Below are 16,166 nucleotides of genomic sequence, written 5' to 3'. Positions count from 1 at the left end.
TGTTGTAAATTTAAGAGGGTTTCTTTAAAAACCTTTAACAGCATCCATATCCATGCCTACAAACAGAAATAAAGAGTTGTTGTCGGTTGCAGAATCTATTGCACATTTTGGCACATTTGAATATAATGCCCAATCGGGAGAAATAATTTGTTCAGAAGGCATCTACTTCATTTTTGGATGGTCCACACAGGCTCCTATTCCACATATTGAAGAGATTAAAGCTCAGATTGAAAAAGAGGATCTTGAGACCCTAAGACAAGTAGCCATATCACTTATTGAAACAGGAAAGGAAGCACAAGTTGAATGTAAAATTGAGGATACACAAAAAAAAGGTCATTATATCAATTGTTACGTTTCGTTAAAGAAAAACGCGGAAGCAAACAATCCAACCATACTTGGTGTAGTGCAAGATATTACTGCAGCAAAACTGAAGGAAATTGAAGTTGAAGAAACTAAAAATAAATTAAATAAAATTTTAGACTCATCACTTGACATCATTTGTACAGTAGATGAGTCTGGTATCTATACTTCAGTAAGTTCTGCCTGTTATGAAATTCTAGGGTATAGACCAGAAGAAATGATTGGACGTCACTATACAGAATTTGTTTTTAAAGAAGATTACCATTCAACTCAACAAGCTCGTTCTACCATAATGAGTGGTATAAGCATGAACTACTTTGAAAATAAACTGATTAGCAAATCTGGAAAAATCATACCAGTTATTTGGTCTGCCAACTGGGACTTCTCCGATAAAATCATGTACTGCATTGCCAGAGATGCTACTGATATTAAGAAACAAGAGGCTTTACAATTAAAAAATGAAAAGCGCTACCATGCATTAGTTAACAATGCATCAGATGCCATCTTAATTCTGAATAAAACCGGTTTGTCCACCTATGCTTCCCCATCCATATTCAAATTAACAGGATATACAACCGAATCATTTCTGCAATTAAAGTTGCTAGACCAAATTCATCCTAAGGACATTCCTACCTTATTAAAATATTATCAAGTTTCTTTGGCCAAACCAGCAGAAGTTATTGTTGCAGATAATATCCGATTTAAACACCAAGATAATCACTGGATCATCATTGAATTCACATTAACCAATTTATTGGAAGACCCTTTTATTGAAGGGATAGTGATTAATTTCAGAGATGTAACGGAGAGAGAAAAAGCACTTACCGAATTAAAATTAATGGAGTCGGTCATCACCAACACAAGTGATGCAATAATCATAACAGAAGCTGAACCTTATGATTTGCCAGGTCCCAAAATAATTTTTGTAAATGAAGCATTTACAAAAATGACGGGGTATTCAAAAGAAGAAGCCATAGGTCAGACCCCCAGAATATTACAAGGAACCAAAACAGATAAAGGGGAATTAGCCAAAATGAGATTGGCCTTACAGAGCTGGCAAAAGTTTGATACAACTTTAGTCAACTACAAAAAAAATGGGGAAGAATTTTGGGTCAATATTACCATCACCCCGATAGCTAACGAAAGGGGCTGGTTCACTCATTGGATAGCAGTTGAAAGAAATGTAACAGAAGCAAAAACCCTTGAACTTGAAAAAATACTATTATCAGATATTAGCAAACTCTTTTTAGAAGATTCAACATTAGAGGAAATACTCACGAGATCTATTCAAAAAATAATTTTCAAAGAGGAATTTAGCCTAGGGGAAATTTGGTTATTAAGTGCCAGTAATGAATCTTTATCCTTAAGTGCTTTCGCGGGAAATAACGATCAGGTTATTGGGTTTTATAAAAACAATGACCATTTTAGATATATCAATCAAGGTCAGGGATTACCAGGCCATGTATGGAGAACTAAGGAGATTACTTATTGGGAAGAATTATCCAATCATCCAGGATTTTCGAGGAAAACATTGGCTGCTCAATACAATGTAACTGGAATGTATGGTATACCACTATTACACGGCAATCAGGTGATTGGAGTCCTCTGCCTAGGAATATGTAATGCTAATACAAAAAAACAAATTTCGAGTAGTCTATTTCAGCAACTAAGTCATTTATTGGCTGCAGAAATCATTCGTAAAAAAATAACCATTGAGCTTAATAATATTTTTAATTCTTCAGCCGATTTAATCATAATTGCAGGAATGGATGGTAATATTAAAAAAGCCAATCCGGCAATTTTGTCTATTTTGGAATATGATCAAAAAGAAATCATAGACCTTCCGTTTACGCATTTTATTCATCCGGAAGACGAAGAAATTACCCGTAAACAAGCTGAAAAATTAAGCATCGGGGAATCTATCGTCAATTTTGAAAATAGATTGATTACTAAAAAAGGGAAAGTAAAATGGTTGGCCTGGACATTCAACCCTTCAAAAGCAGACAACCTTATATACGGAATTGGTAAGGACATCACAGAAAAAAAGAACTTAGAAGATATTCTTAATAAGTCTAACAAATTAGCCAGAATTGGTAGCTGGGAAATTGATTTAATAAAAGGCACTGTATTCTGGTCAGATATTACTAAGGAAATAAGGGAAGTAGAACCTGACTTTGTACCCACTTTAGAATTGGGAATATCGAAATTCAAAGAGGGATTTCATAGAAATATGATTCAACAAAAAGTACAAGATTGTATTGAAAAAGGTACACCTTGGGATGAGGAACTACTAATTGAAACCTTTAAAGGAAACTGGAAATGGGTAAGAAGTATTGGAGAAGGTGAATTTTTAAACGGAAAATGCATTCGGGTATACGGTAGTTTTCAGGATATTAACGAAAAGAAATTGGCACAGCAGAAAATGCTGGAAAATAACGAAAGGTTTAGCATGGTAGCCAAAGCTACCAATGACTTGATTTGGGACTGGGATATTATAAGTGGTGAAACCATTCGTCTGGGTTCTTCATTTTTCGAAAATTTAGGGTACCATTCAAATTTTTCTAAAAGCAATAAATCACTATGGCTCGATTTTATTCACCCTGATGATTTAGAAAGGGTTGAAAAAAATAGAAATATCATCTTTGACGATCCTACAAAGAATTATTGGGAAGACCAATACAGGTGCAAAAGAGCGGATGGTTCCTTTGCGATAGTTTATGATCGTGGCTATATAATTAGAACTAGTAATGGCACTGCAATAAAAATGATTGGTTCTACGCAAGACATTAGCAAATTAAAACAGAATGAAATAGAGTTGGCTCAATTGAATAAGCAGCTCACCAATCAGGCAAAAGACCTTGCTTTATCTAATAAAGAACTCGAAAATTTTGCCTACATAGCTTCCCATGATTTGCAGGAACCACTCAGAATGATTAGTAGTTTTTTAACTCAAATTGAAAAAAAATATGGTCATGTACTAGATGAAAAGGGAAAGAAATATATCTTTTTTGCAGTAGATGGTGCGAAAAGAATGAGACAGATTATTCTGGATATTTTAGAATTTTCCAGAGTTGGCAGACAAGAGTTGAGTGAAGAAGAAGTAAATGTTAAGTTACTCATTGAAGAGATTTCTGATCTTTATAAAAAACAAATTGAAGAAAAAAATGCAACTATAGAACTGGGTCCAATGCCTGTTATTCAAACCTATAGAGCTTCTTTGCGGCAAGTATTTCAAAATTTAATTAGCAATGCTTTGAAATACCAAGAAGAGGATAATAAAGCAATCATTTCTATTCAATGTACAAATGAGGATGGATTTTGGAAATTCAGTATTCAGGACAATGGTATTGGTATTGAAGAAGAATTTCATGATAAAATATTTGAAATATTTCAACGACTGCATAACAAGGAAGACTACAGTGGTACTGGCATTGGCTTAGCAATTGTTAAAAAAATAATTGAAGGACAAGGCGGCAAAATATATTTAGAATCAGCCAAAGGGAAAGGGAGTATATTTTACTTCACCATACCGGAAAAAATCAATCCAACAGATTAAGGGCTTTTATAGACTAAATAGCAGAAAATGAAAAGAGATTTAGAAGCAGAGATAGAAAAATTGCATAAACTAAATATGCTTTTTGAAGAAAGCAATACTGTAGCAAAAATAGGTGTGTGGGAGGTAGATTTAAAGCAAAAAACTATCTTCTGGTCTGCTACTACCAAAAAAATACATGGAGTATCAGAAGACTATGCTCCTACGCTACATGAAGCATTTCAATTTTTTAAAGAAGGAGAAAGTCAAAAAGCCATGCTGCAGCATTATGAAGAAGCTGTTCAATTAGGCAAATCTTATGATATTGAAGTTCAAATAGTAAAAAAAGATGGAACCACAGTGTGGACCAGGGCTAAAGGAAGCCCTGAATTCAATAATAATTGTTGCATAAGGGTCTTTGGAACCTTTCAAGACATACAAGATCAAAAAGAGAAAGAAACAGCCTTATTGACCTCTCAGAAAGAATTATTAGATATTGCCGGAAAATTCAAAGGTATATTCCAATCCACTTTTCAATTTATTGGATTTCTTACCCCCGATGGTACTCTGACAGAAGCGAATGATTCCGCATTGGCATTTGCTGGTTTACAACCTGAAGAGGTAATTGGAAAAAAATTCTGGGATTGTTACTGGTGGACAATATCTAAAAAAACACAGGAACAATTAAAAAAAAGTATTGAAAAAGCTGCCAAGGGCGAGTTTATTCAATATGAAGTAGAAATATTAGGCGCTAAAGGAGCAACGACTACCATTTTATTTAATCTCAAACCATTATTTAATGAGCAAAATGAAGTTTTCTCCATTATTCCAGAAGGTCGTTTGATTCAAGATATTGTAGATACTAGAAAAGAGCTCATCAGTAAGAATCAAGAATTATCTCAGTTTACAACCATTGTTTCGCATGATTTAAAGGAACCGCTACGAATGGTTAGTCAATTTATGACTAAACTAAACCAAAAATATGCAGGAATACTTGACGAGAAAGCAAAACAATATATATTCTATGCAGTTGATGGTGCCAAAAGAATGAGTAAAATGATTGATGAGTTACTTAGCTATTCCAAAATTGCTGAAACACAAAAGGAAATAACCCTTATTCATACGAATGCATTAATTCATGATATCTTGGATAGTATGCATCAAAAAATTGAAGAAAAATCAATTCAAGTAAAAACAGAAAATTTACCTGATATTTATGGAAATGAAACAGGAATAAAAATTCTTTTTACCAATATGCTAAACAATGCTATAAAATATACAAGCAGCGCACAAGAACCCATAATTCATATCTCTTGTGAAACAGAACCAGCCGCTTGGAAATTTTGTATAGCAGATAATGGTGAAGGAATAGACCCCGATTATCATCAACGTATTTTTCAATTATTTTACAGAATTAACAAAAGGGAAAATGAAGAGGGTAATGGTGTTGGGCTTGCAACTTGCAAGAAGATTGTAGACTTACACAAAGGAAATATTTGGGTTGACTCTGCCGCACAAAAAGGCAGCCAATTTTACTTTACCATTAAAAAAAATATCCATGCCTAAAATAAAACCAAATCATATATTGCTTGTTGAAGACAACGAAGGGGATATTCTATTAACAACAGAAGCACTTCAGGAACACGCTTTAGCAGACAAAATAACTGTCATTAGAGATGGCAAATTGGCAATTGAATTTTTAAATAGCCTGGTTGAAAATAACGAAGTAAAGCCACCTGATATCATTTTATTGGATATTAATTTGCCAAAGAAAAATGGTCATCAAGTGTTACAGTACATAAAAGAATCTGAATCGTTAAAACAGATTCCCGTTATCATGTTAACTACTTCATCTGCCGAAAAAGACATCATGGCCTCATATAAAAATCATGCAAATTGTTATATTACAAAGCCTAATGATGTTGATGATTTTAATACTGTAATGGAATCAATAGAAAACTTTTGGATACAAACAGTGAGTTTGCCTCACCAATAATAATATGATTAAAGACAAAAAAACATATCATATTCTTGTAGTAGAAGACAACCCGGGCGACTATTTGCTTATAACAGATTACTTAGAAGAGCATATAAGCAATCCGAATATAATCCATACCCAGAATTACAAAGAAACCAAAAGGCAAATTGAAACATCCACACAAAAAATGGATGTGGTTTTGCTAGACCTTTCTTTGCCAGACAAAAGTGGAGATGAGTTAATTGAAAACATATTAGAGATATGTGAAGATACGCCTGTAATTGTGCTAACTGGTTATTCAGATATTGATTTTAGCATTAATTCTATATCCAAAGGCATTGCGGATTATTTATTAAAAGATGAACTAACAGGAGATAGCTTATACAAGAGTATAATCTACTGTATTGAACGATTAAAAAAGAATAACGAGTTATTCGAATCTGAAAAAAGATACAGCGAACTCTTTCACCTTAGCCCCCTTCCTATGTGGGTTTACGATATTGATACGCTTGAGTTTTTAGACGTGAATGATGCTGCTCAGAAACATTATGGGTATAGTTCAGAAGAATTTCTGAGCATGACTTTGAAAGATATTCGTCCCCCACAAGATATGCCCGCTTTTGAAGAACAGTTGAAAATAGCACGTCAATATCCCAAGGAATTTATATCTGGCGTTTTCAGGCATATCAAAAAAAATGGAGAAATAATTGATGTTGATGTACAGAGTAATTACATTCAATACAAAGGCAGAAATGCACGCGTTATACTGGTAAACGATATTACAGACCGACTAGAATATATCAGTGCTATTGAAACCAAGAACAAAGAGTTACAGGATATCGCATGGCTTCAATCCCATGTAATGAGAGCCCCCGTTGCCAAGATATTGGGCATTGTTCATCTATTGCAAAGAATTGATTTAGATGAAGTAGAAAAAACCATTCTATTAAATGATTTAAACGCCTGCGCTTCAGAAATTGATCTGGTAATACATGATATTGCCAAGAAAACCCATGAAGCCAGATTGAAATAGAATAGTCTTTAAAAGATTTCACAATTGCCAAAGCGAAATTATTGCCAAATTAGCTGAACGACCGTATCGATTGTATCGAATACGATTCCATCCAAATACAAAAACACCCCTTCAGGGACTTGCTTAAACTTTACGGGTGTACCATTTGAAAACAAAGTGGCTTTGGTCAATTGCTTTCCAGAAAGTGGGATAAAAATAAAAGGCTTTTGATGTCTTTCTAAAATATGAACAAAATGGCTATTGTCCTTTGCTGTTATAACCCCCCATTCTTGTGCAGGAAGGATGTTACCATAAGTACCCCGAATAGTTGATCCAAATTTTTCCATCCAAGCTCCCACTTGTTTAAGTGTATCAATATTCTCTGGCTGTATTTTCCCATTGGGCATTGGTCCTACATTCAGCAATAAATTGGTATTCAACGACGCTGCTTTTACTAAATAATGGATGATTTGTCTAGTAGATTTATAGGCATGATCAGTGATATTATACCCCCATGAATTATTCATGGTTTCACAGGTTTCCAAAGGCAATTGATCAGAGGGTTTTTGAAAACTCAGACCAGTGTGATTCTGTCCGGGCAAATCTTTTTCAAACATCTGAAAATCTTCACCAGGCAATGGATCCAGGTGATGATTATTACCAATTAAACACTGAGGCTGCAAGCGATGAATCAAAGAATATATTTCTTCATACTTCCAGTTAATTCTAGAAGACCTGTCAGTTGATCCTTCTGGATTGGTTTGATCCCAATGACCATCAAACCAGATTGACATGATATCACCATAATTGGTAAGCAGTTCTGTCAACTGTGCTTTCATGAATTGCAAATAGGCATCATAATTGCCTCCGGTCTTTCTACCTGTACCCTGTCCGGTTCTGCCAGTAGAATATGGGTAATCCTCCCTAAACCAGTCCAACGTAGAATAATATAGTCCCAACTGCAAACCTTGTTTCTTACATTCTTCGGCCAGCATTTTTAAAACATCTTTGCCATAAGGCGTATTGGTAATCTTCCAATCGGATTGTTTGGTATCCCAGTTAGAAAAGCCATCATGGTGTCTGGTAATAAAAACAATATACTTCATACCGGCATTTTTAGCAGCAGTTACCCATTCCTCGGCATTAAACTGACTTGGGTAAAAAGTTTCTTTCAGTCTTACATAATCCTTCACTTTGATGTTACGGTTTTGCATTACCCATTCGCCCGCTCCTAACATACTGGATACTCCCCAGTGAACAAACAATCCAAATCGATTGCTCTGGAACTGATTTCTGGCTTGAAGATTAGCGAGAGTTGGCTGATAGGTAGGTGCAATTTGATTAGCCTGCTTGCTCTGAGCCAATAAAGAGAATGCAGAAAAAATGAGAAACGAGAAAAGAAATGCACGTATCATAATTTCATTTTTTTAAACTCAGTCTCATATTCCATTAATCGTTCGAGCAATACAACCTGATTGATAGCTCTCACTAAATTGTGTGCTGGATACTGAATCTGGTAATAAATATCATTATTAAGATAATCTGTTAAAAAACGCAGGGCCTGCATATAAATCATGAACTGTCCTGCAAAGAAAAAATTCTTTTTTTCCTCGGCTGTAAGTTCATGTTGCATTTCCTTATAATATCCTTCAACAATAGCATAATAATAATCTGGTCTTATATGCACTTTGCTGATGTCCTCCTCATTTTCAGATACGTCACATAGATAAGTTCGCATCATATCTCCCACATCGCTAATGAAATAACCGGGCATTACTGTATCTAAATCAATAATACAAACAGCATTGTCGTACTCATTGAAAAGGACATTGCTAATTTTGGTATCATGATGCGTTACACGCTTCTTAAATGAAGAATTATTTGTGATAGCATCATATTGTTTTACCAGAAAATTCAGCCTAATCAGTTTCTCTATCAGATTTCTCTCATTGTGAATTCTTTCCTGATTTCCTGCAGTAAGTGCTTCTTGAAATTGTTGATAGCGATAGCTAAGATTATGGAAATCTGGAATGGTAACTTTGAGTTGACTGCAATTAAATCCACCCAGATATGCTGAAAATCTGCCAAACTGTTCCGCTGCTTCAAACGCTTGTTTAGGATTGGCAACAACATCAATAGTATGTGTGCCCTCAATAAAAGGGAACACCCTGAAATAGCCAAACTCCGGTAATTGTAATAATGGATTTCCGTCTATATTCTGAATGGGTGCGGGAAACAAATAATTGCTGTAGTTCTTTTTTAAATACGTTGCTATTGCTGTTATATTACTGTGAATCAATTCTGGTTTAGCAAAAACATGGTCATTGATTTGCTGCAGTATATAATTGCCTTTAGCACTACAGACTTTCCAGGTTTTATTGATAATTCCAGAATTGATTGGAATCATCAACGCATCGGAAGGGATACCAAATTTCTGTAGGACTGCTTCCATTAATATTGGTCATTTAATGCAAATACAGGTTTTCTATACATCCATTGACCTCCTGTAAAATCAGGGAATTCCACGGTTTGATTTCCGAGTTCTATTGATTGCTCACTTAATGGAGTGATGGCGCTCCAGGCAGCGGCATCGTACACGTCCATTGGCGTAGGTGTCTGATTTTTTATTGACTCAACAAATGCATGAATTACAAAAAAGTCCATACCAGCATGCCCTGCACCAGCAGTTTCTTTACTCCATCTTACCCAAAGCGGGTGATCATATTTATTAAACCATTCTGTCTGAGATTCCCATTGATGCGCTTTCGGGGATTTGCCTTCTATGTAAAGAGATTTATTCAAATCCATCCAGATACCTTCTGTGCCCTGTACCCTAAATCCCAATGAGTACGGTCTGGGCAAATTGGTATCATGCTGCAATAAAATGGTTTCACCATTATTACAATCAATAGATGTTGTAACTACATCACCTAATTTAAACTGGACTTTCGCATTTGGATGAGACTCCCCTCCCTTCTTAACAATATAATTGTGCAAACCTCTTGGTTTGGAGGAAAATGAGCAAAGAGATAAAAATCGATTTCCTCGATTGATATTGATATAATGTGCAATTGGTCCAATTCCATGGGTGGGATATAAATCGCCGTTTCTGTATACGGAATGGTTGGTTCTCCATGCTGCTTCTGAAAATCCTTTCTCCCCAAACTCAACACCGCCACCATAAGGCTTAACCCCATCATTGAATTTGACTTCTCTTAGATCATGCTGGTAACCACCCTGCAAATGAATGATTTCACCAAATAGTCCTTGCCTTACCATGTGCAATGCAGCCATCACATCTCTGCGATAACATACATTTTCTAGCATCATAACTTGGCCATTGTATTGTTCTGCAGCTTTTACCACATCCCAGTGATCTTGCAAGGTTGTTCCAAGCATCACTTCCGTTCCTACATATTTTATACCTGCCTGCAGCGATCCAATAATCATTTCCTTATGCAGTTCCCAGGGAGTTGCTATTATTACACCGTCAGGCTTTTCCTTAGCAACCATTTCTTTCCAGATAACTGGAGACCCGGTATACACTTTCGGCATTTTCTTTCCCGACTTTTCAATCATACCTTTTGCGGTTGAGAGCATTCTGTCATTGATATCGCAAATTGCTGTCAATTCCACATCGTCTCTACGTAATAAAAGATCTAAATGGTTTTGTCCTCGTAATCCTGTTCCAATGATTACTATTTTGACTTTGTTTGCCAAGGGTTTGGCAGACAAAATATTGGACGATAATACCATTGCACCCGATGCCATGGCTGATTTTTGAAGGAAGCTTTTGCGATTCATTGTGTTTGAGTTACTTGGAATTAAATGAAATGTGCTGATACTTATTCGCTAATTAAATTAGTCATTAGAACAGCACACTCAAAATACTAATTTTAATTGTTGGATAATTTTTTATCTAGCATTGCTTTCCCACTCTGCATAAGAGTCGCTCGTTTCATAAATCTTCAATTTCCGCAATCGTATGTCTGCGGGTAATTCTGCGAGTAAGACATTGCGGATATACAGGAGTATATTTTCTGCAGTTGGTTCCATTTCCCAGACAATGAGGTTCTCGGAAGCAGCGGCATGAGGATGTTCTGCCAGAAAATCATTGGATAAAATTAACCGATGATCCAGTTGGTCAACAATAATCTGATTCACAATTTTTTTTAGGTCTTTAAAGTCAATCACAAATCCAGGCTTTGGCAAGTATGCCACATCATCGGCATCTGATCCAACTGTTACGTGCAACACATAAGAGTGGCCATGTATATTTCTACAATGCCCGTTGTATCCATGAATGGCATGCGCAGTTTCAAACCTGAAAATTTTGGTAACCTGAATCATTTCTGTAGTTTTTGAATAAAATAATTTCCAATAGCCTGCCCCTGTTTCTGGCCGTTCTCTACAGCTGAACGATAATGGATCCCTCCGTACATTCTACTGATACTAACTTCATTGGCTGCGGCATTGATAGAAGGAAAAGAGCGCTCCATTCCCAGATACTTTAATTCAACTGTATCCCTGAATGGTGTTTGCTCTCCAAAAATACTACTTAATACGGTTGCGGCAGCAGCAGAAATGACACTGTGACCACTGGTATATTCTGGAAACGGCGGCGTTTGTAAAAACGCATTCCATTCTGAAGCAATATGTTCTCTGATAACTGTTATTGGTCTGACTGTTTTACTGGTAAACTTTTCTTCCCAGGTAGAAACAAATCCATCAAACACAGCTGCAGAAGCCATAGCATACGCTTTGGCAATTTCAATTGGGGGCAACTTAGATTGCTTTCCCAATATGCCAATTATACCCATCCAGTGACCTACCGGTGTTGTCTTTTTTGTTGCATAGGTAAAATGCCCCTTATGCTCAGAAACAAAAGGGTTATCATCCCAGAATTTTGCAATTGTCTTTTGCTCATCTGTTAATGTGATACTCATCTGATACAGTTCATTCAACTCTTTATAGTACTGGCTGTTCTTATTCAGATTGTATGCGGGTGGTCTTACTGGTTTAAACTGCGCAGCAGAGTCCATTAGTAAGGGCTTGATATACCTCCAGTTAGGTTCAATGGCTTCTTCATAATCGGGAGGCGTTTGCTGCCAGATTCCTTTCTCTTTAAATACGCTGAACTTAGGCATACCCCTGGTTATTTTGTATCCATCTTCCGAAGCTCTTTTAAGAATTATAGAAGAAACCTGGTTTGCCCATGCAGTTGATTGTTCTATCACTTCTGACGCTAATCCATCAAATTGTATTTGTAAACTATCTTTTACAACACGAATACTGTCTTTTGAAAAAACGAGGGCTTCTGCCACATTCATAAAGGCAAGTGCAGCTGCATATGGATAATGCACTTTAGCCCTTTTATTGTTATCAGTTACCAGAGTGTCAAATCCCTTCATATGCGGCAAAAATGAATTGGCCTTCGAATACGCGGGTCTAATTGCTTCATAAAAAGCCAAATTACTATAAGCATACATTCTAGCTGCAACAGGCGGACTATTGATATCGTGTACTATTACATTGGTTAACTGTTGCTCGCAGTTATACAACAAATCATCTTCTTTTATGGTAGTTACCTTTTGTTGTTTACAGGAAACAAGCATAGAAACCAAAGCAATGAATATAAATAATAGAAACTTTTTCAGAAATGAATAACATTTCAAAAATGAAGAACCATTCATAAATGTAAAACTGCTCATAGAATACTATTTAATCTTCCTAGAAACCTGTTTGCTTGCGTATATCAATACATGATCCACTTTCTCATTCAAGGTAAGAAATCGGGAGGACTGTGATAAGAATCCATGGCCATAAGAATATTCTTCTTTTCTCACCTGTCCATTTTTATAGTAAAAAACTGCTGCTGTTTCATTGGACTCTAAAGAAATAATTCTTGACGCAGTAGTATTCAACTGAAAAATGCGAAGAAAATCCCGATTCTGACCAGTTAGAATTGAAGGCTTATTCTGCACATTTAAGAATACTAGCGATTTCCCATTTGCAGGACTGTAGAATCCGCTTTCTATAATTGATAATTCTCTGAAAGATCTTTTACCTGTATTCAATAAAACCAGTCCATTTAAAGCATCTTGTTGCCCTAAATAAGGAGAGATACCATAATCGTTCCCATTTAATATGATATCGGTAAAGCCATCTCCATTTACATCGGTTGCTACTAATCCAAACACAGGGGCCATTTGCGCAGCTGCTGGCAAAGGATGAGATTCAAATGCAAAGCCACCTTTATTTTCTATCCAGTAAGACTGAAGTTCATTCACCGATGCCATAAATGCCTCTTTCAATTGATCAGGTGTTATTAATTCTTGCAATGAGGTACTTGCATAACTTGCATAATTAGGATATCGTGTTTTATAGGAACTCATTTCTCTTAATAATACATCTCTTCCTGCAACAGGTACTTCTTTGAATTGCCCTTTTACTTTATCCATCTGCCAGTGCGAAAAAATAACATCCAGGCTGAAATTATTATCAAAGTCTTTTGCATAAACTGAAACAGGGCGCTCAGCAGATGCTTTTAGAAAAGCATTCTTTCCAAAATTACCCAACAAATAATCCATATCGCCGTCATTGTCCAAATCTGCAGCAACTAAACTATTATACCAACCTTTTGCCGAATCAAGTGATGTAGCCACAGGGATAAACTGCTTTCCATTGTTTTGCAAAATCATGGGTGCTCCCCATTCTTTGGTTATAAATAAATCTGATTTACCATCGTTGTTTATATCCGACCATATAGCAGCCGTTACCATACCTGTATTTACCAGTGATGGGGCTATTTGTTTTGTTACATCTGTAAATCGGATCCCCTCTTTGTTAGAATCGTTTCGATAGATAAAACTACTTAGCGGCAACGGATACCTGCCAGGCGTTACCCTTCCCCCAACAAATAAATCCATATCACCATCCTGATCATAATCATTCGCCACAACGCAGCTCTTTGAAATTAAATTCTCAGGAATAACCCCCTCTAATTCTTTGAAATTTCCTTTGCCATCATTCTGGTAAAAATGGTCTGCATAGGCTTTTGTTTGTGGCTGATTTTCAGCACCTCCTGCCGCTATATAAATATCTAGATCTTTGTCATTATCCGCATCAAATAAAAGGATACCAGCATCATCCTGAAGCTGAGGTTGCTGATATCCCGGCAAATATTTTCTTACAAATTTCCCCTGTGGTGTCTGAACAAAAAGGGAAGCATGAAAAGGTGAACCCCCTCCTACTACTACATCGTCTAATCCATCCCCATTAATATCTCCTGCAGCTAAAGACGGACCGTATTGGGTTAGCTTATGCAATAACATCCGCTGAATATCGAAATCAATAAAATCTACTTCGGAAAAACCAAAATTTAAATTAGCCGATTGAGTTATCTCGGTCATGATACTATGACTTGCCGAATCTTGATGCTGCATTAATGATGGGATTTGAAACAATATTTTGCTTGCACTATCTTCCTTTGCATTTGCATGATCCAAAATCAACTGCTGATTGGTTGGTATATTTTTGATTAGTTGTGATTTTTGGTCGGGCCATACAATCAAAATTGAATCAACTTTTTCGGTGGTACCCATTCCAAAATGAAGTCCTGATTCCACACTAGATAAATACCCTCTATAGGGATTTACTTCTGCTACCTGCTTTCTTTTACCATCAAATACCTGAACGGTAGCACCCAATCCCATCAAATTATCTTTGTTCCCTTTGAATTTTATTTTCAAATAATGAGCTGTTTCATTTTCTTGAAGTGATCTATTTTCCAGTAGCGTTGCTGGCATATTGGTATTATTAATTACCAAATCCATATCGCCATCTCTGTCTAAATCTGCATAAGCCATCCCAGCTGAAAAAGTAGGAAAGTCTACTCCCCATTTTTGGGTCATATCGGTAAAAGTTAAATCACCATTATTTTGATACACGTAATTACTGATTTTAACTTCTGGCACTTGTCTTAACACCTCGTCCAATGAACTAGCAGCATATGCGTTTTGTCGATAGGCCATGAAATCCTTATCGGACATGTCTTTGGGTAACCCATTGGTTACAAATAAATCTCTCCATCCATCATTATTAAAATCAGCTAATAAGGGCGCCCAACTCCAGTCTGTATGAGCCACTCCACTATAATAGGCTATTTCACTAAAAGCAGGTCGGCTCACTGAATCATATCCCTGCGGTATCATACCCTGATTTAACTGCAGCGTGTTTCTAGGATACTGATATATATATCCATAGCGATCACTGTTTTGAAAAGTCTGATAACTTATATCAGAGTGCATCATTTTCTGTCGATAATTATCGGCCGGCATCATATCCGTCTCAATAATATCCGCTTTACCATCATTATTGATATCAGCAATATCGTTGCCCATTGCATTTTTACTTGTATGCTTAAAATACAATGCACACTGATCGGTAAAAGTTCCATTCTTATTATTGATATAAAGTATATTGTTGGAGAGATAATCATTACTGATATAAATATCCTTCCAACCATCGTTATTTATATCGGTAATATTGATTCCCAATCCATGTCCTTCAATTAGTATACCTGCCTGTTTTGAAACGTCTTTAAATACAGGATGCTTTAGCGTTGTATCGTAATTATTTTGCAAGAGCTTATCGGTATTGGGCCAGCTCCCGTCTTTGCGAATAGGCCTAAACTCATTTGGATAAGTGCCATCTAAATCATTAATCAATAAATAAACGTCTAGGTCACCATCATTATCATAGTCAAAAAAATTGGCCATATGTGTATTAGAAGCATCGTCAAGTCCGTATTCAGGAGCCCTGTCTTTAAATATTGGAATACCCGTTCCTTTATCTACCCCTTCATTAATATATAATATATTTTTTCTGGAATTGCTGTCTGGTAATACGGCTGCACACACATAAATATCCAATAAACCATCATTATTAATATCAATAATACTAACGCCTTTATTCCATTTACCCATACCCGCTACACCCGCCTTGGTAGTAATGTCTTCAAACTTCAGATTCCCTTTATTCAGAAACAACTTATTGGCCACCCGATTCCCTGTAAAATAAATATCAGGTAAGCTATCATTATTAAAGTCGCCAATACCCACACCGCCTCCATTGTATATATATTCGTAGTTGAGTACATTTAACTGATTATTTTCTACAATATCGTTGGAAAACTGAAGGCCTGAAACAGCAGGATCAATATTTACAAACAATGGTTTTTCTTGATTGCAAGACTGCAAAATAAAAATCCAAAAAACACAATA

General features: G+C 36.1%; 10 protein-coding genes. 4 read left to right on the top strand and 6 right to left on the bottom strand.

Features of this window, described 5'->3' with window-relative positions; translation table 11 throughout:
• Positions 1-52 precede the first annotated feature (52 nt).
• From TEGAF0_RS12320 to TEGAF0_RS12305, 4 genes are read left to right on the top strand one after another with little or no spacing between them, the layout of a single operon-like run.
• Positions 53-3,916, top strand: coding sequence for a PAS domain S-box protein (locus TEGAF0_RS12320; protein ID WP_264898665.1), 3,864 nt, complete (start codon positions 53-55; stop codon positions 3,914-3,916).
• A 27-nt stretch (positions 3,917-3,943) separates the two neighbouring features.
• Positions 3,944-5,458, top strand: coding sequence for a PAS domain-containing sensor histidine kinase (locus TEGAF0_RS12315; protein WP_264898663.1), 1,515 nt, complete (start codon positions 3,944-3,946; stop codon positions 5,456-5,458).
• Positions 5,451-5,888, top strand: a complete 438-nt coding sequence (locus TEGAF0_RS12310; RefSeq protein ID WP_264898661.1) for a response regulator — start codon at positions 5,451-5,453, stop codon at positions 5,886-5,888. The genes TEGAF0_RS12315 and TEGAF0_RS12310 overlap by 8 nt, the downstream gene beginning before the upstream one ends.
• Positions 5,889-5,892: 4 nt before the next feature.
• Positions 5,893-6,903, top strand: coding sequence for a PAS domain S-box protein (locus TEGAF0_RS12305; protein ID WP_264898660.1), 1,011 nt, complete (start codon positions 5,893-5,895; stop codon positions 6,901-6,903).
• A 38-nt stretch (positions 6,904-6,941) separates the two neighbouring features.
• Here the strand turns inward: TEGAF0_RS12305 and TEGAF0_RS12300 are convergent, their stop codons facing one another.
• From TEGAF0_RS12300 to TEGAF0_RS12275, 6 genes are all read right to left on the bottom strand, one after another.
• Positions 6,942-8,297 (bottom strand): alpha-L-fucosidase, encoded by a 1,356-nt coding sequence (locus tag TEGAF0_RS12300; protein WP_264898659.1) that lies wholly within the window; start codon positions 8,295-8,297, stop codon positions 6,942-6,944.
• Positions 8,294-9,334, bottom strand: a complete 1,041-nt coding sequence (locus TEGAF0_RS12295) for a phosphotransferase enzyme family protein (protein WP_264898657.1) — start codon at positions 9,332-9,334, stop codon at positions 8,294-8,296. The genes TEGAF0_RS12300 and TEGAF0_RS12295 overlap by 4 nt, the downstream gene beginning before the upstream one ends.
• A complete protein-coding gene (locus TEGAF0_RS12290) occupies positions 9,334-10,686 on the bottom strand; it encodes a Gfo/Idh/MocA family protein (protein ID WP_264898655.1) in 1,353 nt (450 codons plus the stop codon). Before TEGAF0_RS12290 ends, TEGAF0_RS12295 begins: the two co-directional genes overlap by 1 nt.
• A gap of 111 nt (positions 10,687-10,797) precedes the next feature.
• On the bottom strand, positions 10,798-11,232 hold the full coding sequence (locus TEGAF0_RS12285) for a 6-pyruvoyl trahydropterin synthase family protein (protein ID WP_264898653.1): 435 nt from the start codon (positions 11,230-11,232) through the stop codon (positions 10,798-10,800).
• Entirely contained in the window at positions 11,229-12,593 is a 1,365-nt protein-coding gene (locus TEGAF0_RS12280; protein WP_264898651.1) for a vanadium-dependent haloperoxidase, read from the bottom strand. The genes TEGAF0_RS12285 and TEGAF0_RS12280 overlap by 4 nt, the downstream gene beginning before the upstream one ends.
• A 6-nt stretch (positions 12,594-12,599) precedes the next feature.
• Complete coding sequence (locus tag TEGAF0_RS12275; protein WP_264898648.1) at positions 12,600-16,115, bottom strand: VCBS repeat-containing protein; 3,516 nt, start codon at positions 16,113-16,115, stop codon at positions 12,600-12,602.
• Positions 16,116-16,166: the final 51 nt, after the last annotated feature.

Source organism: Sediminibacterium sp. TEGAF015, from assembly GCF_025997995.1.
Lineage (GTDB): Bacteria > Bacteroidota > Bacteroidia > Chitinophagales > Chitinophagaceae > Sediminibacterium.
The sequence above is the reverse complement of the archived record's forward strand: the minus strand, read 5'-3'. Positions and strand labels throughout refer to the sequence as shown.

Bases quoted from the DNA above. Each gene is read 5' to 3' on its own strand.
- TEGAF0_RS12320 (WP_264898665.1), top strand. From the start codon at position 53: ATGCCTACAAACAGAAATAAAGAGTTGTTGTCGGTTGCAGAATCTATT.
- TEGAF0_RS12315 (WP_264898663.1), top strand. From the start codon at position 3,944: ATGAAAAGAGATTTAGAAGCAGAGATAGAAAAATTGCATAAACTAAAT.
- TEGAF0_RS12310 (WP_264898661.1), top strand. From the start codon at position 5,451: ATGCCTAAAATAAAACCAAATCATATATTGCTTGTTGAAGACAACGAA.
- TEGAF0_RS12305 (WP_264898660.1), top strand. From the start codon at position 5,893: ATGATTAAAGACAAAAAAACATATCATATTCTTGTAGTAGAAGACAAC.
- TEGAF0_RS12300 (WP_264898659.1), bottom strand. From the start codon at position 8,297: ATGATACGTGCATTTCTTTTCTCGTTTCTCATTTTTTCTGCATTCTCT.
- TEGAF0_RS12295 (WP_264898657.1), bottom strand. From the start codon at position 9,334: ATGGAAGCAGTCCTACAGAAATTTGGTATCCCTTCCGATGCGTTGATG.
- TEGAF0_RS12290 (WP_264898655.1), bottom strand. From the start codon at position 10,686: ATGAATCGCAAAAGCTTCCTTCAAAAATCAGCCATGGCATCGGGTGCA.
- TEGAF0_RS12285 (WP_264898653.1), bottom strand. From the start codon at position 11,232: ATGATTCAGGTTACCAAAATTTTCAGGTTTGAAACTGCGCATGCCATT.
- TEGAF0_RS12280 (WP_264898651.1), bottom strand. From the start codon at position 12,593: ATGAGCAGTTTTACATTTATGAATGGTTCTTCATTTTTGAAATGTTAT.